The sequence below is a fragment of the Teredinibacter sp. KSP-S5-2 genome (assembly GCF_032773895.1).
GTDB lineage: Bacteria > Pseudomonadota > Gammaproteobacteria > Pseudomonadales > Cellvibrionaceae.
Genome location: NZ_CP120416.1, coordinates 3,386,394 through 3,409,929 on the forward strand (window position 1 = coordinate 3,386,394; position 23,536 = coordinate 3,409,929).

Annotated in this window: 18 protein-coding genes; 7 read left to right on the forward strand and 11 right to left on the reverse strand. The window is 45.9% G+C overall.

Annotated elements, in window-relative coordinates; all coding sequences use genetic code 11:
* Window positions 1–43: 43 nt before the first annotated feature.
* From gltB to P5V12_RS14575, 9 genes are all read right to left on the reverse strand, one after another.
* Window positions 44–4,489 carry a glutamate synthase large subunit gene (gene gltB, locus P5V12_RS14535; RefSeq protein ID WP_316953805.1) on the reverse strand — a complete coding sequence of 1,482 codons (4,446 nt, stop codon included), beginning with the start codon at window positions 4,487–4,489 and terminating at the stop codon, window positions 44–46.
* A 224-nt stretch (window positions 4,490–4,713) separates the two neighbouring features.
* On the reverse strand, window positions 4,714–6,345 hold the full coding sequence (locus tag P5V12_RS14540; protein ID WP_316953806.1) for an AAA family ATPase: 1,632 nt from the start codon (window positions 6,343–6,345) through the stop codon (window positions 4,714–4,716).
* 33 nt (window positions 6,346–6,378) lie between these two features.
* Window positions 6,379–7,464, reverse strand: a complete 1,086-nt coding sequence (gene aroB, locus P5V12_RS14545; RefSeq protein WP_316953807.1) for a 3-dehydroquinate synthase — start codon at window positions 7,462–7,464, stop codon at window positions 6,379–6,381.
* A gap of 41 nt (window positions 7,465–7,505) precedes the next feature.
* Window positions 7,506–8,009 (reverse strand): shikimate kinase, encoded by a 504-nt coding sequence (locus P5V12_RS14550; RefSeq protein ID WP_316953808.1) that lies wholly within the window; start codon window positions 8,007–8,009, stop codon window positions 7,506–7,508.
* 3 nt (window positions 8,010–8,012) lie between these two features.
* Window positions 8,013–10,193 carry a type IV pilus secretin PilQ gene (gene pilQ / locus P5V12_RS14555; protein ID WP_316953809.1) on the reverse strand — a complete coding sequence of 727 codons (2,181 nt, stop codon included), beginning with the start codon at window positions 10,191–10,193 and terminating at the stop codon, window positions 8,013–8,015.
* 4 nt (window positions 10,194–10,197) lie between these two features.
* On the reverse strand, window positions 10,198–10,725 hold the full coding sequence (locus P5V12_RS14560) for a pilus assembly protein PilP (RefSeq protein ID WP_316953810.1): 528 nt from the start codon (window positions 10,723–10,725) through the stop codon (window positions 10,198–10,200).
* A gap of 6 nt (window positions 10,726–10,731) precedes the next feature.
* A complete protein-coding gene (locus tag P5V12_RS14565; RefSeq protein ID WP_316953811.1) occupies window positions 10,732–11,340 on the reverse strand; it encodes a type 4a pilus biogenesis protein PilO in 609 nt (202 codons plus the stop codon).
* The gene (locus tag P5V12_RS14570; RefSeq protein WP_316953812.1) at window positions 11,330–11,896 is read right to left on the reverse strand and encodes a PilN domain-containing protein; all 567 of its coding nucleotides are present in this window, start codon (window positions 11,894–11,896) and stop codon (window positions 11,330–11,332) included. The genes P5V12_RS14565 and P5V12_RS14570 overlap by 11 nt, the downstream gene beginning before the upstream one ends.
* Window positions 11,897–12,964, reverse strand: a complete 1,068-nt coding sequence (locus tag P5V12_RS14575) for a pilus assembly protein PilM (protein WP_316953813.1) — start codon at window positions 12,962–12,964, stop codon at window positions 11,897–11,899.
* A gap of 174 nt (window positions 12,965–13,138) precedes the next feature.
* On the opposite strand from P5V12_RS14575, the gene P5V12_RS14580 reads away from it, so the two are divergent.
* Entirely contained in the window at window positions 13,139–15,712 is a 2,574-nt protein-coding gene (locus tag P5V12_RS14580) for a penicillin-binding protein 1A (RefSeq protein ID WP_316953814.1), read from the forward strand.
* Between the two features lie 99 nt (window positions 15,713–15,811).
* Here the strand turns inward: P5V12_RS14580 and rpmE are convergent, their stop codons facing one another.
* Window positions 15,812–16,027 (reverse strand): 50S ribosomal protein L31, encoded by a 216-nt coding sequence (rpmE, locus tag P5V12_RS14585; protein WP_316953815.1) that lies wholly within the window; start codon window positions 16,025–16,027, stop codon window positions 15,812–15,814.
* Between the two features lie 214 nt (window positions 16,028–16,241).
* Between rpmE and P5V12_RS14590 the strand changes: the two genes are divergently transcribed.
* On the forward strand, window positions 16,242–18,443 hold the full coding sequence (locus P5V12_RS14590; RefSeq protein ID WP_316953816.1) for a primosomal protein N': 2,202 nt from the start codon (window positions 16,242–16,244) through the stop codon (window positions 18,441–18,443).
* Here the strand turns inward: P5V12_RS14590 and P5V12_RS14595 are convergent, their stop codons facing one another.
* Window positions 18,444–19,484 (reverse strand): hypothetical protein, encoded by a 1,041-nt coding sequence (locus tag P5V12_RS14595; protein WP_316953817.1) that lies wholly within the window; start codon window positions 19,482–19,484, stop codon window positions 18,444–18,446. It abuts the gene before it with no gap.
* A 303-nt stretch (window positions 19,485–19,787) separates the two neighbouring features.
* Here P5V12_RS14595 and P5V12_RS14600 point away from each other — a divergent pair, with 303 nt between their 5' ends.
* The 5 genes from P5V12_RS14600 (at window position 19,788) to ubiE (ending at window position 23,526) form a co-directional block, all read left to right on the forward strand.
* Window positions 19,788–20,354 carry an SPOR domain-containing protein gene (locus tag P5V12_RS14600; protein WP_316953818.1) on the forward strand — a complete coding sequence of 189 codons (567 nt, stop codon included), beginning with the start codon at window positions 19,788–19,790 and terminating at the stop codon, window positions 20,352–20,354.
* Window positions 20,355–20,414: 60 nt separating this feature from the next.
* Window positions 20,415–20,954 (forward strand): ATP-dependent protease subunit HslV, encoded by a 540-nt coding sequence (gene hslV / locus P5V12_RS14605; RefSeq protein WP_316953819.1) that lies wholly within the window; start codon window positions 20,415–20,417, stop codon window positions 20,952–20,954.
* A 17-nt stretch (window positions 20,955–20,971) separates the two neighbouring features.
* On the forward strand, window positions 20,972–22,288 hold the full coding sequence (gene hslU, locus P5V12_RS14610; RefSeq protein ID WP_316953820.1) for an ATP-dependent protease ATPase subunit HslU: 1,317 nt from the start codon (window positions 20,972–20,974) through the stop codon (window positions 22,286–22,288).
* An 8-nt stretch (window positions 22,289–22,296) separates the two neighbouring features.
* Entirely contained in the window at window positions 22,297–22,689 is a 393-nt protein-coding gene (locus tag P5V12_RS14615; RefSeq protein WP_316953821.1) for a DUF971 domain-containing protein, read from the forward strand.
* An 87-nt stretch (window positions 22,690–22,776) separates the two neighbouring features.
* Window positions 22,777–23,526, forward strand: coding sequence for a bifunctional demethylmenaquinone methyltransferase/2-methoxy-6-polyprenyl-1,4-benzoquinol methylase UbiE (ubiE, locus tag P5V12_RS14620; RefSeq protein WP_316953822.1), 750 nt, complete (start codon window positions 22,777–22,779; stop codon window positions 23,524–23,526).
* Window positions 23,527–23,536: the final 10 nt, after the last annotated feature.

Sequence of the window (23,536 nt, forward strand, 5' to 3'; positions counted from 1 at the left end):
TTCTCAGCCTCTACAACTATGTATTGCTAGAGTAAGCTCTCGCTTACTCACCGCGCTTTTTTACGCTGTTTAATAAAGTATCCAGATTTGTCGCCTTAGGCTTAACCAACCAGAACTTACCAACGTAATCATTGAATTTCTCAAGAAGGGTCTTACCCCACTCGCTTTCTGTTTCCGCAACAAACTCTTCGATAACACCACGCAGATGGTTCCGATGCGCCTCAAGGGTTTCAGTATTGACTCGAGTAATCTCCACCAATTCATGGTTGTACTTGTCGACAAAGGTATTGCTCTCATCTAGAACGTATGCAAAACCACCTGTCATACCTGCACCGAAGTTAAGACCGGTTTCACCCAGCACCGTTACCACACCACCAGTCATGTACTCACAACAGTGATCCCCAGCACCTTCAACAACAACATGGGCACCAGAGTTACGAACACCACAGCGCTCACCAGCACGACCAGAAGCGAATAACTTACCGCCTGTCGCACCATACAAGCAGGTGTTACCCATAATGCTTGTGTCTTTACTGGAGAAAGAGGAACCTTTGGGTGGGCGAATTACTAATTTACCGCCAGCCATACCTTTACCAACGTAATCGTTAGCATCCCCTTCTAAATACATTTCCAAGCCACCGGCATTCCAAACACCAAAGCTTTGGCCAGCAACACCTGTCAAATTCAACTTAATTGGCTTGTCCGCCATACCTTGGTTGCCATGACGCTTAGCGATTTCACCGGAAATGCGAGCACCGATTGAGCGATCGCAGTTGGTAACAGTAAACGCAAATTCACCACCAGACTTCGCATCAATTGCCGGTAAAACTTCAGCAACCATCCGTTCAGCCAATTCACCCTGATCGAAAGGCGCGTTTTTCGGTTCTGTACAGAACTGAGGTTTTGTCTGTAGAAACTCATCTGTATATACAATCGGGCTCAAATCAATATTGCGCTGCTTAGCGGTTTTGCCTTCAATAGCTTCTAGCAAATCAACTCGACCGATAAGCTCGTCCATAGTGCGAACACCGAGCTTGGCCATCCACTCACGCACTTCTTCAGCAACAAAGCGGAAGAAATTCTTCGCCATTTCCACGGTGCCTATATAGTGATCCTTACGCAACTTGTCTTGCTGAGTCGCCACGCCCGTCGCACAGTTGTTCAAATGACAGATACGTAAGTACTTACAACCTAATGCAACCATTGGTGCAGTGCCAAAACCAAAACTTTCGGCACCAAGAATGGCAGCTTTAATCACGTCCAAACCAGACTTTAAACCACCATCCGTTTGCACTCGAACCTTGTCACGCAAGTCGTTGGCACGCAGAGTCTGATGGGTTTCCGATAATCCCAACTCCCAAGGAGACCCTGCATAACGAATCGAAGTAAGAGGACTTGCAGCGGTACCACCGTCATAACCAGATATGGTGATCAAGTCAGCATAGGCTTTCGCTACGCCCGCAGCGATAGTACCCACGCCAGGGCGAGAAACAAGCTTCACAGACACGAGTGCATCCGGGTTTACCTGCTTCAAATCGAAGATGAGCTGCGCCAAATCTTCAATGGAATAAATATCATGATGTGGCGGAGGAGAAATAAGGGTTACGCCTGGAACAGAGAAACGCAGGCGAGCAATAAGATCATTTACCTTACCACCAGGCAGCTGACCACCTTCACCAGGCTTCGCACCCTGAGCAACCTTAATCTGTAAAACTTCTGCGTTGACCAGGTAGTGTGGCGTCACACCAAAACGACCGGATGCGATTTGCTTGATTTTGGATACTTTGTTTGTACCAAAACGAGCAGAATCTTCACCACCTTCACCGCTGTTTGAACGGCCTCCAAGGGTGTTCATGGCTTCAGCAAGCGCCTCGTGAGCTTCCGGGCTCAAAGCACCTAGTGACATTGCCGCAGAGTCAAAACGTCGAACAATCGACTCCATGGGTTCAACATCGTCAAGCGGGATAGACTCAACCTCTTTCAGCTTCAGCATATCGCGCAATGTGGCAAATGGACGCTCATTAACTAAAGCAGCGTAATCTCGCCACGCGGAGTAATCACCAGATTGCACCGCATTCTGTAATGCTTTGACGACATCTGGGTTAAAAGCATGGTATTCCTGGCCGTGAACGTATTTCAACAAACCACCCGGCTCAATCGGCTTACGCGCTTTCCAGGCAGACTTTGCCAACACCTTTTGATCGGCTTCCAAATCGGTAAACGAAGCACCGCCAATACGGCTCGCAGTACCGGCAAAACACTCTTCGATTACGTCTTCTGCAAGGCCAATGGCTTCAAATAATTGCGCACCACGATACGATGCGATGGTTGAAATTCCCATCTTCGACAGGATTTTCAACAAGCCTTTATCGATACCTTTCTGGTAGTTTTTGTAGGCATCATCAGTGCTGATACGCAACTCACCAGAGTTGATCATACGATTCAGAATGTAGTAGCTGAGATACGGGTATACCGCTGTGGCGCCATAACCAATCAGAGCGGCCACATGATGTGAATCTCGGGCAGTCCCTGTTTCAACCACAATATTGGCATCACAACGCAGACCTTCTTTGGTCAAGCGGTGATGAACTGCACCCGTCGCTAGCATTGCGTGAATGGGAAGCTTACTCTGCTCCATATTGGCATCGCTTAGAACAACCATACTCACACCGGACTTAACGGCTGCAACGATCTCTTCCAATAACAGCTCGATCGCCTGCTTCAGGTTCAGCGTGCTTGCATCATAGTGCAAACTAAATGATTGCACTTTTTGTCCCGCACGCTTAAGCGTGGTTAGAGCGCGGAACTTGGCAGGGGACAACACCGGACTGGTTAAAATTACCCGGTTTGCGTGCTCTTCGGTCTCATCGAAAACTGAAAGCTCACGGCCTATACATGTCTCCAATGACATGACGATGGCTTCTCGCAATGGATCGATCGGCGGGTTGGTTACCTGGGCAAACTGCTGACGGAAATACTCATAAGGAGAACGCTGCTTTTCGGAAAGCACAGCCATGGGAGTGTCATCGCCCATGGAGCCAACGGCCTCCTGACCGGCTTCTGCAAGTGGTCGCAACACCTGATCACACTCTTCAAATGTGGCCTGGTACATTTTCATAGCGGTGCTGACTTCCGCTTCATTCATGCCATTTTCAGGAGTATCACTGTCCAATTTGGATTCAATACGGATGGCATTTTTCGACAACCATTCTTGATATGGCTGACCATTTTTTAATTGTTCGTCGATATCTTTTGTATGACTAAGGGTCCCGGTTTCGGTATCAACCGATAAAATCTGCCCAGGCCCTAAACGACCTTTTGCCACAACATCTTCTGGCTTGTAGTCGTATACACCAATCTCGGATGCAACGGTAATGATGTCGTCTTTGGTAATAACCCAACGAGAGGGACGCAAACCATTGCGGTCCAAGGTACATACGGCATATCGACCATCTGTAAGCACCAAGCCGGCAGGGCCATCCCAAGGCTCAATGTGCATCGAGTTATATTCATAAAAAGCTTTGAGGTCTTGATCCATCTGCTCAACATTTTGCCAGGCAGGTGGAACCAGCATTCTTGCTGCCCTGTGTAAATCCATACCACCAATAAGCAACAACTCAAGCATATTATCCAGGCTTGAAGAATCTGACCCGGTGCGATTAACCAAAGGCACAATTTCTTCCAAATTAGGAAGCAGGTCTGTCTGGAACTTTTTGGTACGCGCAACCGACCAGTTGCGGTTGCCCATAATTGTGTTGATTTCACCGTTATGGGCTAACAGACGGAAAGGCTGAGCCAACGGCCACTTAGGTAAAGTGTTGGTCGAGAAACGTTGATGGAATACACAAATAGCTGTTTCCAACCGCTCATCAGCCAAATCGGCATAAAAGCGAGGGAGGTCCACCGGCATCATCAAGCCTTTGTAGGACAACACCTGACTACTTAAACTTGCCACATAAAAAGCATCGTCACTGGCTAAACGTATCTCTGATTTTCGACGAGCGACAAAGAGCTTGGCGTTTAACTCTTGATCGGTTAAGCCTTCGGAATTGATAAAGACATGATAAATATAAGGTAATGACTCAAGCGCGATGGGCCCTAGACATGCCGAATCTGTCGGAACTTCCCGCCAGCCGATATCAGTCAGACCTTGTGCCGCCAACTCCTCAGCAACAATCTTTTTTGCCGCTTCCGCTTTTTCTTCATCGCGGTTAAGCATAATCGAGCCAACACCATAACTGGCAGATAGCTCCATGTTCGCATCCTGCTTAGCAACTGCACGCAAAAAGCCGTCGGGCTTCTGTAATAGTAAGCCACAGCCATCACCCGTTTTTCCGTCAGCGGCAATACCACCACGGTGGGTCATACATGTCAGGGCTTCGATTGCTGTCTTCAATAACTTATGGCTTTTGTCGCCCTTAAGGTGAGCGATCAAACCAAATCCACAGTTATCTTTAAACTCGTCCAGCCGATAGAGACCTGTACTCATAGAATTATTCACTTAAGTCGTTAAAAACAGGGTAGGCGATAGGGGTGGAGGGAAGCTTTTTGCTATTTCCTGACCCACTCGCACTGCATTCTTCAAGACAAAAAAGCCCCATAATTTGGGGCCGACGCTTAAATGGGCGCAGAATGTTAACTGCTCACCCTCATAATGGCAAGGAAAAACACTTTGACGCTGATTAAATATTGATAGATTTGATTAAAATACGTCTATTTGCTGCTATTTGCAGCGATCTCCTGCTGAATTGATTTCAGAGATCTCGGCCAGGGACCGGCTTTTTTCTGCTCCGCAGGAAGTCGATCTCTGGCTTTTTGAGCTTCTTTGCTGCTGGGATACACACCACAAACCACAACGTACCAACTCTTCCCTTCTCTTACCCCCTCATAGAGGTAAAGATCCTTCTTATTGGGTTGCTTGGCAATGTAGTCTTGTAAGGATTCTTTTTTGCTTGCGGCCAATACCTGAAGCGTATAGTAAGTTGGAGGCTGATCCATTAAATAGCTCGCATCGCTACTAAGAGCCTTATCTTGAGATTCGTCGAACAGCGAGCTGGATACTTCCTCGGATTCTCTCAACTCTTGAGCACCTTCCTTGACCTGCTCCTCTTTTGAAGGCTGCTCATCAATCTCCTCAACTCCTGCAGCAATTGAAATTTCATCAATCTCGTCGTCGACAGAAATAACGGCTGGATTTAAACCAGAACTTTGCGAAAAGTTCACACTTTCAGCCTCATCTTCTACTTCTGACTCACCTACCCCGAACTCACTTTCGTTCAAGTCAACATCAAGTACCGCATCGTTTTCGTAACCACCATTTTCAACTAGTTCGTCACTCTTATCAGAGACCGCTGTTTCGACGACAGAATCATCAGGGGCAAATGGAGAAGCACCCTCTAATGCGGAATAATCATTTTCAGCCCCTGCAGCAACCTCCACTTCATCGGTCTGTTCTGGCAATTCAACTTTTTGCGTCTTTTTATCTATCCCACTATCAACGACGATAGACACAGCTTCTTCCCCGGAATCGCGAGCAATAAGAGCCCAGATAAGAACGCCTAATAACAAGGAGAGAGCAACAATATGGGCCACAGGTAAACCGCGGGTATTCATCATCGGTTTTCGAACCTCAGGCGGCTCTTTAACCTCAATCGATTTGCCAATCAGACTAATGATAGTGCCAGGATTACCTTTGGACTGAGCCCATATACTTTTAACAAACTCGTCGGAAAAATCTTCTTGAGCAAATACCACGGAAAGGAACTCATCCAGCTCGGAGGAAGAAATATTTGGCACATCAAAATCATACGCAGAGACATCATGCAGTTGCAGGTCATCTATTTCCTGAATAAACCCCGGACGCGAGAAAAAAATCAGATGCAAGCCAAATCCGGTGTTTTGGTTACCTTGCAATAAACTCAGCAATGCTCCCAAAGCATCCTTTGCAAGCGATTGAGCATTATCAACAATTAAGATGGAAAGCTTTTGCTCGGCAATTAACGCCTGGCAATAGTGCCTAATCTCGCTAAGTAGCTCCCCCGCAGTTTTATTACCAGCACTTGCTATAGGTAAACCAAACACCGTTGCGATCTTGAATAACGAAGACCGGATATCCTCTTCGTCATCCTTGTCTAGACTCACTAAATGTACGGAAGGAAGGTCTCCCATTTGCTCTCGCAACATGGACGACAGTTGATGGGCGATGACAGTTTTACCTGCACCCGAGACACCCTGCACAACGGAAAGACTATCACCAAATTGCGCAAGGTGAATAAGTTGATTTAATAACCCCTGACGCTCTGGAGTCGCGACATAAGGAGCGAGTGCGCTATATGTATCGTTCATCCCCCCCTCCAATGGCAATAGCCAACAATTACATTATTTCAGAGGTTCACCCTTAAGCGTTTCAAGTAAGAGTTCTCGCTCAAACCCCTCAGTAACAACTGCGTCGCCCAAGCCTTTAAGTAACACCAGACGCAAGCCGCCGTTAAGCACTTTTTTGTCTACAGCCATATACTCCATAAAAACCTCAGGAGTCATATTTCCTGGTGCTTCAACCGGCAAATTAGCAGCCTGAATCAGCTTCCTCGCCCGATAATACAGTTCGTAGGAAATCCAGCCTTGTCTTGCTGACAAATCACAAGCCATAACCATACCGGCTCCGACAGCTTCGCCATGCAACCATCGCCCATAGCCTTGATGGGCCTCTATCGCATGGCCAAATGTGTGCCCCAGATTAAGTATTGCCCGAATACCCGACTCTTTTTCATCTTGCGCGACAACTTTGGCTTTGGTTGCGCAGGAAACCTCGATGGCGTAGGCCAGGGCCTTCTCATCCAACGCCAACAACCTGGACATATTTTCTTCCAACCAGACAAAGAATTCTGCGTCGGCTATCAAACCATACTTAATCACCTCGGCCAGCCCTGCGGAAAGCTCCCGAGCAGGCAAGGTTTTTAATGCGTCAATATCAATAATTACAGCATTCGGCTGATGGAATGCACCTATCATGTTCTTACCCAGCGGGTGATTAACCCCTGTCTTACCACCAACGGAAGAATCAACCTGAGAAAGCAAGGTTGTTGGGATTTGAATGAAATCCACTCCCCTCTGATAAGAGGCAGCGGCATACCCCGACATATCACCAATCACCCCACCACCAAGAGCAATAATGGTTGTTTTTCGGTTATGCCGAGATTCAAGCAACGCGGTATAAATCTGACTCAGCACTTCCAGCGTTTTGTACTCTTCACCATCCGGCAACACGACGGCGTCAATCTTGGAAAAACCTTTTAGAGAGGACTTAACTTGCTCAAGATACAATGGCGCAACCGTTTCATTGGTAACAATCATGACCTGTGCGCCATAGATATAAGGCACCAACTTATCTGGATCTGCCAACAGACCAGAAGCTATAAAAATTGGATAACTTCGATCGCCTAGATCGACTTCAAGCTTTCGCATGGTGAGATACGCCTTTATATCAAAAAATAATGCGAGCTATTCTAGAGCAAATTCATAATAGTCTGAACCACATGTTTCGGGCCACGGCTATCCGTCGTCACGATATGGTCAGCAACCTTACGATAAAGAGGATCTCTAGCGGCATAGAGTTCCTGTATTTTTGACTTGGGATCATCCACTTGAAGAAGGGGGCGCTTTTTATCTTTATGGGTGCGCTCTACCAACTGGTCCACTGTCGCAGATAAGTAAAACACCGGAGAAAAATTTTGCAAAAGCTTTAGGTTTTTCTCGCGGACAATAATACCCCCACCAGTTGCAATAACTGAATTTGATTCCTGCAGTATTTCTTCCAACACTGCAGATTCCCTATCACGAAATCCGCTCTCGCCCTCCACATCAAAGATCCAGGGAATATCTGCCCCGGTTCTATCCTCGATAATATGGTCGGTATCAAAAAAGGTATATCCTAAACGAGAGGATAACATCTTACCAATAGTGGATTTACCGGCCCCCATGGGGCCGATAAGAACAAGACTACTACTCACAAATTATTCAACAAAGCTAGATGACATGATCTTTGGCGTGACAAACAAGAGTAATTCTTTTTTATCTTCGGATTGAATATCTTTTCTAAACAATCGACCAAGAACAGGAATATCTCCTAACAAAGGCACTTTCTCCTGACCTTGAATAGTTTCTGTCTGGTAAATTCCACCAAGCACAACTGTCTCACCATCAGAAACCAAAACCTGAGTTTCCAATTTAGTCACATCAATAACCGGGATGTTCGCAGAAGAAATCGCACTTACAGAATCCTGATTAATGACAAGATCCATAATTACTCTATTATCGGGAGTAATTTGTGGTGTTACTTCCAACTTGAGCACTGCATCCTTAAATGCTGTTGTGGTACCACCACTTGCGGATTCTTCCTGATAAGGAATTTGCGTACCAGATTCAATTGTTGCTAGTTGCTTATCACCTGTAATCACCTTCGGCTGAGAAACAATCTCTGCAAACCCAGAGTTTTGTAAAGCTGATAATTCCATTCCTAAAAGGAAGTTTGAACCAATAATGTTCCAGGAGAACGCACCTGTTGGATTAAATACCCCCAAATCAACCAATCTGGAATTGACTAGGTTTCTCTTACCATCCGAAACACCGTCACCATCGGAGTCAACGAATAACTGCGCGGGACCACCTACGCCAGAATCGTTAAGCAGACCTTCCTGACGACCAGTGAACTCATAGAGTCGATCGCCAGACCGGGAGGTTTCTGCAGCATCACCAGAAATTCGAACACCCAGCTCTTTTCTAAAATCGGTGTTCGCAATAACGATACGCGCCTCGATCATAACCTGTCGAACGGGAATATCTATTCGATCAACCAATTCTTTAAATTCGTTAATTTTTTCCTCGGTATCAGTCAAGATAATTGAGTTTGTACGCTCATCAACAATCGCCTGGCCACGATCAGATAATATGCTACCCGTCGTACTTTGCCCTGTTCCGTTACTTCCCGATCCAGCGTTACCGCCAGCATCAGAAAACAAACTGAATAGCTCTTTCGCATTAGCATAACGAATACGGATATATTCAGTTCGCAAAGGAGCAAGCTCTTGAAGCTGCTTCTGCGTCTCAATTTCCTGGCGCTCCCGCTCAGCGATCTCTGCTGCAGGCGCCACCATCAATACATTACCCACTTGGCGCTTATCCAAGCCCTTGGACTTCAAAACAATATCCAACGCCTGATCCCAGGGAACGTTATCCAGACGCAAAGTGATACTACCGCTGACAGTATCGCTCGCCACCAAGTTCAGCTCCGTAAAATCTGCTATTAACTGCAGAACAGAACGCACTTGAATATCCTGAAAATTCAACGACAAGCGTTCACCGGTATAGGCAAACTTTTTCTTTTTCTCTTCAATCTCACGTTGGGTCAATGGTTTGATACTGACAACGTATTCAGAATCAGCCTGGTAGGCCAAGTAATCGTAATCGCCAGTAGCTTCGATTGTTAACAAACTGCCTTCGCTGGTTGCTTTTGCTCCGAGCATTTTCACAGGCGTAGCGAAATCCACAACATCAAGTTTACGACGAAGCTCAGTTGGTAGCTCTGTGTCAACAAATTTAACCTCTATACCTCCAGAAACCTCTTCTACATCGATATTGACGTTAGGATTAGTCAAGGAAACGATGACCTTACCTTCACCCAACTCTCCTCTGCGAAAATCAACCTTGGAAATACTTGATGAAGATGGGCCGGCGTGAATTGGTGTGGACTGGATAACAGGGCCTTGAGCCTGAACGGATTGAACTCCCGAATGAGCAACTGTAGATGAACCCGCAGTTTCGGCGCCAATAACCACAACCAACGTATTTCCTTCAATCGAAGAAGCATAAGGTACGGATGAATCCAGATTCACAATCACCCGAGTACGATTTCCACCTGCCAAAACTACGGCACTGGATACTGCACCAACAGACATAGGATACTTTTTCTTCGGCAGCCCATTTTCAACACCCTGAAAATCAAGCACGATTCTCGCGGGCTGATCAATCGCATACCCTTTCGGAGATGGTGGAGTGGAGTCAAACGTCATCCGCAACTCGGCCCTTTCTCCAGGCAACTCCGAGAAAGCAATATCATTCAAAGTTTGTGATTGAGATGCCAGCGCTACGGAAGAAAGCGCAAATACGGCTAAAAGTCTGCTTATAACTAGCTTCATTTTTTTAATCCTGATCAGATAACACTATCACTCTAGGCCGCTCGACCCAACCACTTAAACCATCAGAAACAATTTCGGTAATTTCAATTTGGCTTTCTGCTGTTGCAACTATTTTTCCGTGGTTTTTGCCCACATAATTGCCTTTTTTCACGCGATGAACACCGCCTGCACCATCCTTTAACAGCGCCCACAATACTCCGCGCTTAATGATGGAGCCAACCATAGAAAGAGAATTTAAATCAAAGCTCTCCAAATACTCTTTTTCCCGGTTGAAATCCGGCTTAATGTTTTTACCAGAATTCACAATTTGACGACGCTGAACATCAACAGGAGGATCAAAAGGACTACGTAATGATGCAGAACTATATACGAATGCCTCGTATGGAACAAAAGTCGGAATAGGATCTATTGCGCCTGCAGGTCTACGTTTTACTTCATCAATATATGCGCGTAAATCAGAGTGGTCGCTACGCGAACATGAAGTGAGAATAACCAGTAAAAAAATCAGAAAAACCTTAGCTTGAAACTTCATCTGCGATTACTCCTGATTCTTATAGCGGTAGGTTTTTGCCAAAACATCCATTTCCTGATTACCACTACTCTTTGAGCTTTTAATTTCAAAATTATGAAGCGTCACAATCCTAGGCATCCCCGCTACACCACTAATAAACGTGGCAAACTCATGATAACCACCGGTTACTTTAATTTTTATAGGAAGCTCAATATGAAACTCCGTTGAAACCTCAGGCTGGAGATCTATGCTTTCGATGACCAGACGACTTTCTACGCCTTTATCATCAATATCCTCAAGCAAACCAGGAACCTCTGTATCGCTCGGAAGACGAGAAACAAGCGCACCAAAAGACTCCTCCATTTCAACCATTTGCTGCCGGTAGCGATCCAAATTAGCGGCCTCAAAGGCTTTTGTTTCAAACGAACGACGCAAAGTCTGCTCTTGTGTCTGAACCCCCTGCAGTTGCATTTTCTTATCTTTAATCGTTAAGAAATAGGTCCCAACCAACAACGCAGCTACGGTCAAAACAAACAGGAAAATTCTTGCAGGCAGTGGCCATACACCAACTCTTTCCCATTCGATATTATTAACATCAAAGTTCTGCAGCTGCTCAATATACTGATTAAGATCCATTTTTCTCTCCTGTATCAGGAAGAACTGTTTTTAACTGCATCACAAAAGTACCTGCTTGATCTCCTTTTTTGGGAGCAGAAACAACAGAGTTCAGGTTAGGATCGGAAAACCACGAAGAGTCGTTAAGCCGACGCATAAATGCAGATACCCGAGTGTTAGATTCACTAACACCCTCAATAAACAACATGTTGTCTGTTTTTTTCAGGGAAGTAATATAGATACCATCGGGAACGGCTTTTACAAACTCATCAAAGTAGTGAACTATGATAGATCGTTTACCTTCAAGATCCTGAATTACCTTCATCCGATCCAACAACTCTTTTCTTCGCTTTTTAAGCTCGTTAATTTCCTTAACCTGCTGATTAAGTTGATTAATCTCATTTTGCAAAATGCTATTCCGCTGCTGCTGATCCGTTATGGAGTTATTCATAGACATAACCCACAGGTAACACATCAAGCCGCCAAGCACAGCAACGCCCGCAAGCTGTTTGATAAATTCATTTTTCTTCTCCTGGCGAAACTCTTCACGCCAGGGTAATAAGTTAATTTGAGCCATTTAATCAAAGCTCCTTAATGCTAAACCTGCTGCAATCATGAGTGAAGGAGCATCATTCGCCAAATTTGCAGCATTCACTTTGGAAGAGACTGACATATTGGCAAAGGGGTCCGCTACAGAAACGCTTGTTCCCAGCTTCTCCTCAATCAGGTTCGCCAATCCAGATAACGAAGCAACGCCTCCGGCTAGAAGGATATGGTCAACATCATTGTACTGACTAGAAGAAAAGAAAAACTGTAAGGAGCGAGTTACCTGCTGCACAACGGCATCTTTAAAAGGCTCAAGTACCTCTGGCTCATAATCGTCCGGCAAACCACCTTGTTTTTTTGCCAAGCCAGCTTCTTCGGCAGATAAACCATAACGTCGCTGAATTTCTTCAGTTAATTGACGACCACCAAACAATTGTTCTCGTGTATAAACGGTTTTTCCGTCTACCAGCACACTGAGAGTGGTCATGGTCGCACCGATATCTACGATAGCAACTACTTGCTCTTCCTGATCCTCCAGCTGCTCACGGATTAAGCCAAACGCCCTTTCCATGGTATAGGCCTCAACATCCACTACTTTCGGATGCAAATCAGCCAGCTCAAGAACCGTAGAACGAATGTCCACATTCTCCCGACGACAGGCCGCCAACAGAACATTCACATTCTCCGGATTTTTTTCAGAAGGCCCCAGAATATCGAAGTCAATCGCAACCTCTTCCAAAGGATATGGAATGTATTGATCCGCCTCAAGGGAGATTTGAAGCTCCATCGCATCCTCATTAAGGTCCCCCGGCATCTCAATAACTTTCGTGATAACCGAGGATCCAGCCACTGCGACAGCGGCATCCTTAATTTTGGTTCTGGTAGATTGCACAACGGCTTTAATGACCTGCGCCACAGCTTCTACATCGTTAATATTCTTCTCAACGACGGAGTTATCGGGCAGCGGACGAACGGCGTAGTTCTCCACCCGAAAGCTATCGCCCTGGCGACTAAATTCCAAAAGCTTGACCGATGTAGAGCTAACATCTAACCCCAAAACGGGCTTTTGTTTTTGGCTGAAGAGTTCGAGAATACCCATTTTTCTATCTATTTCCGCTACTTAGCTTATGTTTATGTTATAGCACTTTAAGTATAACCTGCAACAACAGAGCACATAGGTAAAGTGTGAAAAAGGTCTTATAATCACCACTAATTTACAAATAGCCCCTTACTAACAACATTCTTATTCGAAATGAAAATAAAAAAAGTCCACTTGATAGTTATATCTTGGTTCCTTATCGCCGGAATTGGCGGGGCCACAAGCATTCTGGCAGGCATGTACCTATACCTGAGCCCCCAACTTCCCGACGTGGAAACACTTAAAGAAGTCAGACTACAAACCCCTCTGAGAATATACTCAGCAGATGGTAAACTTATGGGGGAATTCGGCGAAAAGCGTAGAATTCCGGTTAAATACGCAGATATTCCCGAGCAATATATCCATGCATTACTTTCAGCAGAGGACGCCCAGTTCTATTCGCATAACGGCGTATCGATAAAAGGCTTATTACGTGCAACAACACAACTGATCACAACTGGTCGCCGCGGCCAGGGCGGAAGTACGATCACCATGCAAGTTGCAAGGAATTTCTTCCTCTCTCGTAGAAAAACCTTTGCCAGGAAATTCAACGAAATTTTGCTGGCACTCAAAATTGAGCAGGAGCTCACAAAAGAAGAAATTCTTGAACTTTATGTCAACGTCATATTTCTTGGTAAGCGAGCCTACGGGATTGAGGCAGCAGCCCACGTATACTACGGCAAACCACTTAGTGAATTAAGTCTAGCCCAGTTAGCCATGATTGCTGGCTTACCGCAGGGTCCATCCACACAAAATCCAATAGCCAATCCAGTCAGGGCCATAGAAAGACGCAACTGGATTTTGAAAAGAATGCTCAAACTGGATTACATAGATGAAAATACCTACCAACAAGCCATCAATGAGCCGGTGACGGCCAAGTACCATTCAAAAAATCTTGAAGTCAACGCACCATATGTCGCTGAGATGGCCCGCAAGAAAGTGGTAGAACAATTTGGCCTTACCGCTTATACAGAAGGCTATCGAGTCTATACAACGATAAAAAGCACATTGCAAAATACAGCTCAAGAAGCCGTAATCAAGGGACTTCTTACTTACGATGAACGCCATGGTTACCGAGGTCCAGAGCAACAGTTATTAACGGCGGAAGAAGCCAGTACATTTAATACCCTTCCGCAAGACGAGCAAGAATTGCAAATACAGCAATGGCTGGAAAACGTTGAAAGCATCCCGGAATACGGAGGGCTTGAAGCAGCCGTAGTCACATCCGTAGGTGAAAAAAACGCCAAAACCTTACTAGGAAACGGAACCGAAGTAGAACTGGCCTGGGAAGACGGTATCGCTCAAGCACGACGATTTCAGACAGAAAATGTCCTGGGCCCAAAACCCCAAAATGCCTCAGATGTTCTGCAAATTGGCGATATAGTCCGGCTTGAGCTAAAAGAAAGGGCCTCAGTTAACCAAGAGGCAGAGGAGCAACCCAGAGATAGATGGTACCTAAGACAAGTGCCTGACGCCCAAGCAGCACTTGTATCTCTATCCCCCAAAAATGGGGCATTACTCTCTCTTGTTGGCGGGTTCGACTTTAAGCAAAGTCACTTCAATCGAGCTATTCAGGCAAAACGTCAACCCGGCTCAAACTTCAAACCTTTTATCTATACCAGCGCCCTAGAAAGCGGCCTCACAGCAGCCACCATAATCAATGACGCTCCGATAGTGGTAAATGATGAGCAGCTGGAAGGAACCTGGCGGCCAGTTAACTCGTCGAGAAAATTTTATGGTCCAACCCGACTCAGAGAAGCCCTTTACCGCTCAAGAAACCTGGTTTCCATCAAAGTCATGCAAAGTGTCGGAATAGGACAAACTATTCGCCAACTTAATCAGCTTGGTTTTGACACCAGCGAAATGCCTAGAGACCTATCATTAGCTCTCGGCAGCCACTCTCTGACCCCGTTAGAAGTCGCCAGGGGATATGCTGTTCTTGCCAATGGCGGATACCAGGTAGAGCCCTATTTTATTGAGCGAATTATTGATTTTGAAGGTAATTCACTATTCGAGGCCTTACCACAGACCGTATGCAAAACATGCGAAGAAGAGCCAGATCAGATCGAAACACCAGAACTGGCGGACGATACAGAACAAACTGATGTAGAGTTCTTCAGCATCGAATTTGATGAAGACGCATTTGAATTTGATATTGATACCAAGGTTCTACTGGACATACTTGAACCGCAAGACTACCCCCAGGCCCCCAAAGTAATTAATGACAGAGTGGCATACATCATTGACTCCATGCTCAAAGACGTTATCCAAAGAGGAACTGGCGTTAAGGCAAAAGTGATTGGCAGGCGAGACTTGGCAGGAAAAACAGGAACAACCAATGGTCCCATTGACGCTTGGTTCTCCGGCTATGGAGGACAAATTGTAACCACCACATGGGTAGGATTCGACCAGAATTCACTTCTTGGGCTTCGAGAATACGGAGGCTCAGCAGCGCTCCCAATATGGATAGACTTTATGAAAGTCGCACTAAAGGACGTACCAGAAACTAAACGTCTACAACCAGAAGGTATCGTCACGGTAAAAATTGACCCGGAAACAGGAAAGCGAGCCAGAGCTGACGACCCGGATGCAATCTTTGAGATATTCAGAGAAGAAAATGTGCCCGAACAATCGGAAGCTGCGGCCAACTCCGAAAGCTATTCTCCCTACGAGGACGAAGAGGCTCTAACGGAAGAACTGTTTAATTAACTTAACGCAAAAAAAGCCTCAGTTAATCCCTGAGGCTTCAAAAATTTACTCTAGAATCAAAAAATCCAGGCATAAAAAAACCGGCTTACGCCGGTTTTTTTATTTGGAGCTAAGTTTGCCCGCAAAACGCTTGTTGAATCGATCAATACGACCACCACTATCAACAACCTTTTGCTTACCAGTGTAGAATGGATGACAAGCGGAGCAAACATCCAAATGAATGTCTTTTGCCAAAGTTGAACGTGTTTTAATCACGTTACCGCAACTACAAGTTGCAGTCATTTCACCGTAATTCGGTTGAATATCTTGTTGCATAACATGCCTCTTCTTCTATGTGCACCGCCACTTAAGCTTGGTCAAGCACGGTACAGCTCAGTAATATACCGACTTCTTAGTCTTCTAGGCGAAAAATAAGGCTGCGAATGGTACCAGAATTTCTCCGATAGGCAAGCCAAAAAGATAGATTCGCTGAACCCCACCCATTTCCGATAGAATTGGCCCTCGTTTTCCGACAGGCTGCTTTTGTTTAATGAGTAATCCCCCCACCATTCTCAACGTCGCCCTGCCAGTCCCCTTGCGCCGAACATTTGACTACTTCGCTCCCAAGCAGGGCCACACATCAACATGTATAGGCTGCCGGGTACGAGTAAAGTTTGGTAGCCAAACACTAGTTGGCATTATCACTAGCATCTCCGATACCAGCGAATACGAGCTGAGCAAACTTAAAGAAGCAGAGGAAATACTTGATGAAACACCCTGCATCCCTCCAGAGCTTTTGGATTTGTGTCTATGGGGAGCCAAGTACTACCACCATGCTTTAGGTGAAGTTCTCAATACGGCACTACCGAAACGCTTTCGGGAAGGGTTACATATACCGGTTATAACTGGCTACCAACTGACACAAGAAGGTAAAGGACTTTCAGAGAACGCTTTAAAACGAGCGAAAAAACAGCAACAACTCGTCACATATCTTCTGCAAAACCATCAAGCATCAGCTCAGGAACTCAAAGAACAAGGTATATCCCACAGCATCATCAATACACTGCTAGAAAAACACATTATCCAGGAAACACACCTGATTACGGCACCAACCTCGTCAGACAAAAAAATATTGAACGAGCCACCACTGCCACTCACCAACGAACAAGAAGCCGCTCTATTACAGATACGATTCCACCACTACTGTACCTATGTCCTTGAAGGAGCCACCGGAAGCGGCAAGACAGAAGTATTTCTTCAAGCAACAGAAAGGTGTCTTCGCGCAGACAAGCAAGTGCTCGTACTGATTCCAGAAATAGGACTATCAACTCAAACCGTCAGCCGCTTTCGTCGCCGCTTTTCTGGCAGCATTGAAGTGCTTCACTCAAACATAAGCGACTTAAAGCGCGCCCAAGCTTGGCAGGCAGCCCGAGAAGGCAATGCTCAGGTAATTATTGGCACCCGCCTGGCGACAATGACACCATTTAAAGATCTCGGCCTCATTATTGTCGATGAAGAACACGACCTATCCTACAAACAGCAAGATGGGTTTAGATACTCGGCACGAGATCTTGCCATTGTCCGGGCAAACAAAAATAACATCCCCATCATACTTGGCAGCGCCACGCCCTCTCTCGAAACCCTACACAACGCAATTCAAGGTAAATATGAGCTACTACGCTTAACCAAACGAGCAGGGGAAGCCAAGCCGCCAAAAATACAACTCGCAGATTTAAGAGGACAACAGCTTACTGGTGGCCTATCAAGCCAAACGCTCGAAGCTGTGCAAAAACACTTGAACAACGCAAACCAAGTTTTGGTTTTTTTAAATCGTCGGGGATATGCCCCCAGCTTGCTATGCCACCAGTGCGGCTGGACAGCCAGCTGCAGATCCTGTGACGCCAAGTTAACCCTTCACCAAACCCCGTTCCACTTACATTGCCATCACTGTGATTTTCAATGCCGGGTCCCCCATACATGCCCAAGCTGCCACTCCCCATCCCTGGTTCATTCGGGACTGGGAACCGAACAACTCGAAGAAGCATTGAAAGAAACGTTCCCCCGAATACCGGTATTTCGTGTTGACAGAGATACGACACAAACAGTAAAGGGATTCAGTGTCATTCTTGCAAAAGTAAACGAGGGCAAACCCTGTATATTGGTTGGTACTCAGATGCTGGCAAAAGGTCACCATCTCAGCAAGCTAACCCTGGTTGTGATAGCGGATGCAGATCAGGGATTATTCAGTGCAGATTTTCGCAGTACAGAAAGACTCGCCCAACAAATTGTGCAGGTCGCTGGACGGGCAGGGCGAGAGAACGAACAAGGGGAGGTTATTATTCAAAGCCACAGCCCCGATCACCCCACGTTTAAAGAGCTGTTAACCAAAGGCTACCACCGGTTTGCTCGCAAGCTAATCGAAGAACGTAGCCATAACCATCTACCACCTATATGGAACCTGACCACGATTAAAGCGGAATCAAAACGTGCGGAAAATGCGATTGAGCTTTTAGAGTTCGTTAGAACACGAGCAATGGCTATTGCGCCGCCATCTCAAAAGCTCAACTACCTTGGCCCGATACCTGCGCCCATAGAGAAAGTAAATGATCGATTTCGTTATTACCTTCAGATAAAAACCCTGAGTCACGAAACCAAAAGTAGATTATTAACGGAATTGTTAAAAGAAATTGACCAGAATGCTCTCGCCAAGAGAACACGCTGGTCAATAGATGTGGATTCTTACGAAAATTAATTACGGAGCGGAAACTGAAGGTTTCGCCGCCGCGGGCTTCTCTTCGGCAACCAAAGTGAATGTCAGTGATGACCAAATATTAGTATAGTCACCCGCTGCAGGGCCATTCCAAGTGCCATCACCCACCGCGTCGTACACTTGGTCACCATCGGCATCAATAAATGGTTCACCAGCGTCATATGCATCATTTTCATTGGTATCAACAAAAACTTCCGGCAAGTCGACAAAAGCCTCGCCGTCATCATACAAGTTATTACCATTTACATCGGTATATTCTTCAGCGCCTGAACCAAAAGCAATGACAGTATTAACAAAGTTAGCCGTAGTTTGACCCGCCAATGCTGCACTGGTCCATTGAACCTGACAAACACCATCTTCAAGATCACAGAAGTCTTCTACCCGACCAGTTTCTGGCGACCAAAAACTCACTCGGATTCCATCTGTTACCGCATTACCAAATCTATCCGTCGCAATCACCTGCAGTTTTGCTGAGATACCATCTAAAGCACCAGCTTTGTAAACCACAAGGTTACCGTTTCCATCTACCCCGGTATTCTCATCCAGAATCAAACTAAACGACATACGACCAGCAACCAGAGAACTGCTGGAAATGGAAATGTCCTCGGACGTTGCTGTCACAGCTCCTACGGTCGCACTAACCCGCACGGATGTACTTACAGAACCACTGTTTAATACGGCGGTTACCTTTCCATCAGACCCTGTTCTCGCAGTATAAGAAGCTAGGGTTATCCCTCCAACGTCTGTGCTCAACGAAAAAACAACCGCGGCACCACGCTTGTTCGCTCCAGATAGGTCTTTAACGGTAAAGGTTATCTCGGAAACCTCTAAGCCTCCTTGCCCTTTTAAAACAAGGTCTCTTGATGTTGCACTGTCATAAGCTACGATTAACTGATCACTATCGCCACCGGAAACTCCACCACCTCCAGGGCCTCCGCCACAGGAAATAACCAACAAACTAGCAAGCGAAAGCAATAATACTTTTGCCAGAGGCGATACCATTTTTTGTAAAACACTCTTCATATTTCGACGCTCTCTGTGATCAATTCATATAAACAGGTTTGCTTTTACGGAGCGTAGCAAACAAAATCCCTGCAACTCCAGCCACATCATATACCGGCTGAGGTAACAAAACAGCGTTCAACCTCCTATAACCCGGAGTGCCGCATTTAGCTCGATAATAGCTTAGATTGTTTTGCTAAGCCAATAATTCTAATGGATAAATTGTAAATTTGCGCAACACTTTGCAAAGCATTTTGAGGTAGAATCGTCGAATCAAGTTTCCATTCACACCCACACGCACTGATCAAAAAACAGCCCAAGTTTATGAGTAGCTATCAAGCCAAAAGACGAAAACCCTCCGCCTCTCGACGCAGTGAGCCCCGCGTTCCCGCTTGGGTATGGCTATTCACAGGAGCCATCCTGGGGGCATTTATTATGTTTTTGATGCGCCTGGCGGATATGAAACAAGATCAGCCGCCAGCTGCTACGCAAAAAGAACAGACATCAAATCGGTCAGAAGAAAAGAAAGAAAAAGTGCTGCCCCGATTTGATTTTTACGAAATGCTGAAAAATAACAAAATTGAAGTTCCAGATTTCAATTCCGAAGAGCCGGGAGAAAACCCCCAACAAGTAAAGCAAGAATTTGACTTTCTACTTCAAGTCGCCTCTTTCCGCGATAAGGACGACGCCGAACAACTGATGGTAGAACTGCTGCTACTCAACCTCGAAGCAACACGGGAAAAAGCCAAGGTCAAAGGCGGGGGAACCTGGCACAGAGTCATTGTCGGACCCTTTGAATCACGATCAAAACTGGCAAAAGCCCGCTCCACCTTACTCTCCAATAACTATGACGCGCTTTTATTAAAGCGACCAAAAGACACACCTGAATAGTTGAAATAAAGTCCCCAACCCCAAATATAGGGGTAAAGTTACTAAACTAAGGACTTATTTGTGGAACAGTATCGGGGCACAACTATTCTTTCCGTTCGCCGTGGAAACAAAGTCGTTATCGGTGGCGACGGCCAAGTCTCTATGGGCAACACCGTCATGAAAGGCAATGCCCGAAAAGTACGTCGCCTATATAAAGATCAAGTTATCGCCGGCTTTGCCGGTGGCACAGCCGATGCATTTACTCTATTCGAACGCTTTGAAGCAAAACTGGAAACACATAATGGCCAGATTGTTCGCGCAGCAGTGGAACTCGCCAAAGACTGGCGAACCGATCGAGCCTTACGCCGTCTGGAAGCCTTACTCGCGGTAGCCAATCACGAAGCATCATTAATCGTAACCGGTAACGGTGATGTAATTCAGCCGGAAGATGACCTTATTGCAATCGGCTCTGGTGGACCGTTTGCTCAATCCGCAGCCAGAGCCCTTCTGGAAAACACCGAGCTTGAAGCTCAGGAAATCGTGAAAAAGGGCTTAACCATTGCAGGAGACATATGCGTCTACACCAATCACAACTTCACTATCGAAGAATTGGCATATTAATTTAAGGTAAAGAATTCATGTCTCATATGACTCCTCGTGAAATCGTACACGAATTAGACAAACATATCGTTGGCCAGGAAGCTGCCAAAAAAGCCGTAGCCATTGCCTTACGCAACCGCTGGCGCCGTACCCAGGTAGATAAGAAATTACGTAATGAAATTACCCCAAAGAACATTCTGATGATTGGCCCAACCGGGGTGGGGAAAACAGAAATCGCCCGACGCTTGGCAAAATTAGCCAACGCCCCCTTTGTAAAAGTTGAAGCCACCAAATTTACTGAAGTTGGCTACGTTGGCCGGGATGTGGAATCCATCATTCGCGACTTGGTAGACCGATCCATTAAGCTATACCGCGAACAGGAAATGGCCAAAGTAAAAACCCGAGCGGAAGAAGCTGCTGAAGAACGCATACTAGATGCATTACTTCCACCGGCAAGAACTGACGCCGAACAAAGTCATGAATCCAACACTCGCCAGATATTTCGTAAAAAGCTACGAGAGGGAGAGCTGGATGACAAAGAAATCGAAATAGATATCGCCGCCGCCCAGGTAGGGGTCGAAATCATGGCACCTCCCGGAATGGAAGACATGACCAGTCAGCTACAAAACATGTTTTCTTCAATTTCTCCAGGAAAAACGAAGAAAGCGAAAATCACCGTTAAAAAAGCCTTTAAAAAATTAACGGATGAAGAAGCAGGCAAACTGGTCAATGAAGAGGAAATCAAAAGCATGGCCATTGAGGCCGCCGAGCAAAATGGCATTGTTTTTATCGACGAAATCGATAAAGTCAGTAAACGTGAAGGAACCTCAGGTGCAGACGTTTCTCGAGAAGGCGTACAACGGGATCTCCTGCCATTAATTGAAGGCTGCACAATCTCCACCAAGCACGGAATGATCAAAACCGACCATATTCTGTTTATTGCCTCTGGCGCTTTCCATTTATCCAAGCCCTCGGATTTAATTCCAGAACTTCAGGGCAGGCTCCCTATTCGAGTTGAATTGGAAGCGCTAACCCCGGATGACTTTGAGCGCATTCTCACAGAACCGGATGCATCATTAACTGAGCAACATCAAGCACTGCTCAAAACAGAAGGGATTGAAGTAACCTTCACCAAAGACGGTATACGGAAAATCGCTGAAACAGCCTATGAAGTCAACGAGCGAACAGAAAATATTGGCGCACGCAGACTTCACACCGTTCTAGAGAAACTCCTGGAAGAAGTTTCTTTCAACAGCGAACCGAGCACAAACAGCATTGAAATTGGCGCATCTTTTGTTGATGCACAGTTGGGTGAACTGCGAGAGAATGAAGACCTGAGCCGGTTTATCCTGTAACGAGAATCATGACCACACTTCCCCCACAAAAAATTAAGGTACACAAAGGTTCAAAGACCCTGGAACTGGTTTTTGAACCTGAGAGTTACCAACTCCCCTTTGAACTGCTTCGTGTTCTATCACCTTCCGCAGAAGTTCGTGGCCACGGGGCAAACGACGGCGAACTTCCACTAAACAAACAAAACGTCTTGATTACCAAAATTGAACCTCAAGGCAACTACGCTATTCGCCTTACCTTTGACGATGGCCATGACTCTGGTATCTACACATGGTCCTATTTGAAGGATCTGGGGGAAAACCACGAACACTATTGGCAGGAATACCTAGTTCAAGCCGAGAAAAAGAAAGAAGAAATGGAAACATCAGTGGTTCGTTGGGTATCTCCTCCCCCCGCTGAGTGATATCAAACTCCAATCACACGGAGTCTTATCTTAAGTCGCGGCAGAAGGTACAATGGTCTTCTCCGTAGACAGATCGAAGAACAGCCAATGACAGACGATAAAACCACCCATTTCGGGTATGAACAGGTTCGTGTAGAAGACAAAGCCGACAAAGTTGCGGGAGTATTCCATTCTGTCGCGGCGAAATACGACCTGATGAATGACTTGATGTCTGCTGGGATTCACAGAATCTGGAAAAAATTCACAATCGAGTTATCCGGTGTTCGCAAAGGCAACGCGGTGTTGGATATTGCAGGAGGAACCGGTGACCTTACCGCCAAGTTCGCCCAATTGGTTGGTCCTGAAGGCAAGGTTGTCTTAGCAGATATTAATGACTCCATGCTGAAGGTTGGTCGAGATAAACTCATTGATAAAGGCATTTCGGGTAATGTTGAGTATCTTCAAACTGACGCCCAATACCTGCCTTTCCCAGACAATACCTTCGACTGCATCACCATAGCCTTCGGACTGCGCAATGTCACAGATAAAGACACCGCACTGCAATCAATGCACAGGGTCTTAAAACCCGGCGGACGTCTGCTTGTACTTGAATTTTCTAAACCACAAAACACACTGCTCGAAAAAGCCTACGACATATACTCGTTTTCTGTCCTGCCTATGATGGGCAAACTGGTCACCAATGATTCTGACAGTTACCGCTACCTCGCTGAAAGCATACGTATGCACCCAGATCAGGAAACATTAAAATCCATGATGGAAACCGTCGGTTTTAGTCAAACCAAATATTACAATTTAACCGGTGGAATCGTCGCATTGCACAAAGGTATAAAAAGCTAATACCGGAGTG

Coding starts and splice junctions, on each gene's coding strand:
- gltB (WP_316953805.1), bottom strand. CDS start 4,489: ATGAGTACAGGTCTCTATCGGCTGGACGAGTTTAAAGATAACTGTGGA.
- P5V12_RS14540 (WP_316953806.1), bottom strand. CDS start 6,345: ATGAACGATACATATAGCGCACTCGCTCCTTATGTCGCGACTCCAGAG.
- aroB (WP_316953807.1), bottom strand. CDS start 7,464: ATGCGAAAGCTTGAAGTCGATCTAGGCGATCGAAGTTATCCAATTTTT.
- pilQ (WP_316953809.1), bottom strand. CDS start 10,193: ATGAAGCTAGTTATAAGCAGACTTTTAGCCGTATTTGCGCTTTCTTCC.
- P5V12_RS14560 (WP_316953810.1), bottom strand. CDS start 10,725: ATGAAGTTTCAAGCTAAGGTTTTTCTGATTTTTTTACTGGTTATTCTC.
- P5V12_RS14565 (WP_316953811.1), bottom strand. CDS start 11,340: ATGGATCTTAATCAGTATATTGAGCAGCTGCAGAACTTTGATGTTAAT.
- P5V12_RS14570 (WP_316953812.1), bottom strand. CDS start 11,896: ATGGCTCAAATTAACTTATTACCCTGGCGTGAAGAGTTTCGCCAGGAG.
- P5V12_RS14575 (WP_316953813.1), bottom strand. CDS start 12,964: ATGGGTATTCTCGAACTCTTCAGCCAAAAACAAAAGCCCGTTTTGGGG.
- rpmE (WP_316953815.1), bottom strand. CDS start 16,027: ATGCAACAAGATATTCAACCGAATTACGGTGAAATGACTGCAACTTGT.
- P5V12_RS14590 (WP_316953816.1), top strand. CDS start 16,242: ATGAGTAATCCCCCCACCATTCTCAACGTCGCCCTGCCAGTCCCCTTG.
- P5V12_RS14595 (WP_316953817.1), bottom strand. CDS start 19,484: ATGAAGAGTGTTTTACAAAAAATGGTATCGCCTCTGGCAAAAGTATTA.
- P5V12_RS14600 (WP_316953818.1), top strand. CDS start 19,788: ATGAGTAGCTATCAAGCCAAAAGACGAAAACCCTCCGCCTCTCGACGC.
- hslU (WP_316953820.1), top strand. CDS start 20,972: ATGTCTCATATGACTCCTCGTGAAATCGTACACGAATTAGACAAACAT.
- P5V12_RS14615 (WP_316953821.1), top strand. CDS start 22,297: ATGACCACACTTCCCCCACAAAAAATTAAGGTACACAAAGGTTCAAAG.
- ubiE (WP_316953822.1), top strand. CDS start 22,777: ATGACAGACGATAAAACCACCCATTTCGGGTATGAACAGGTTCGTGTA.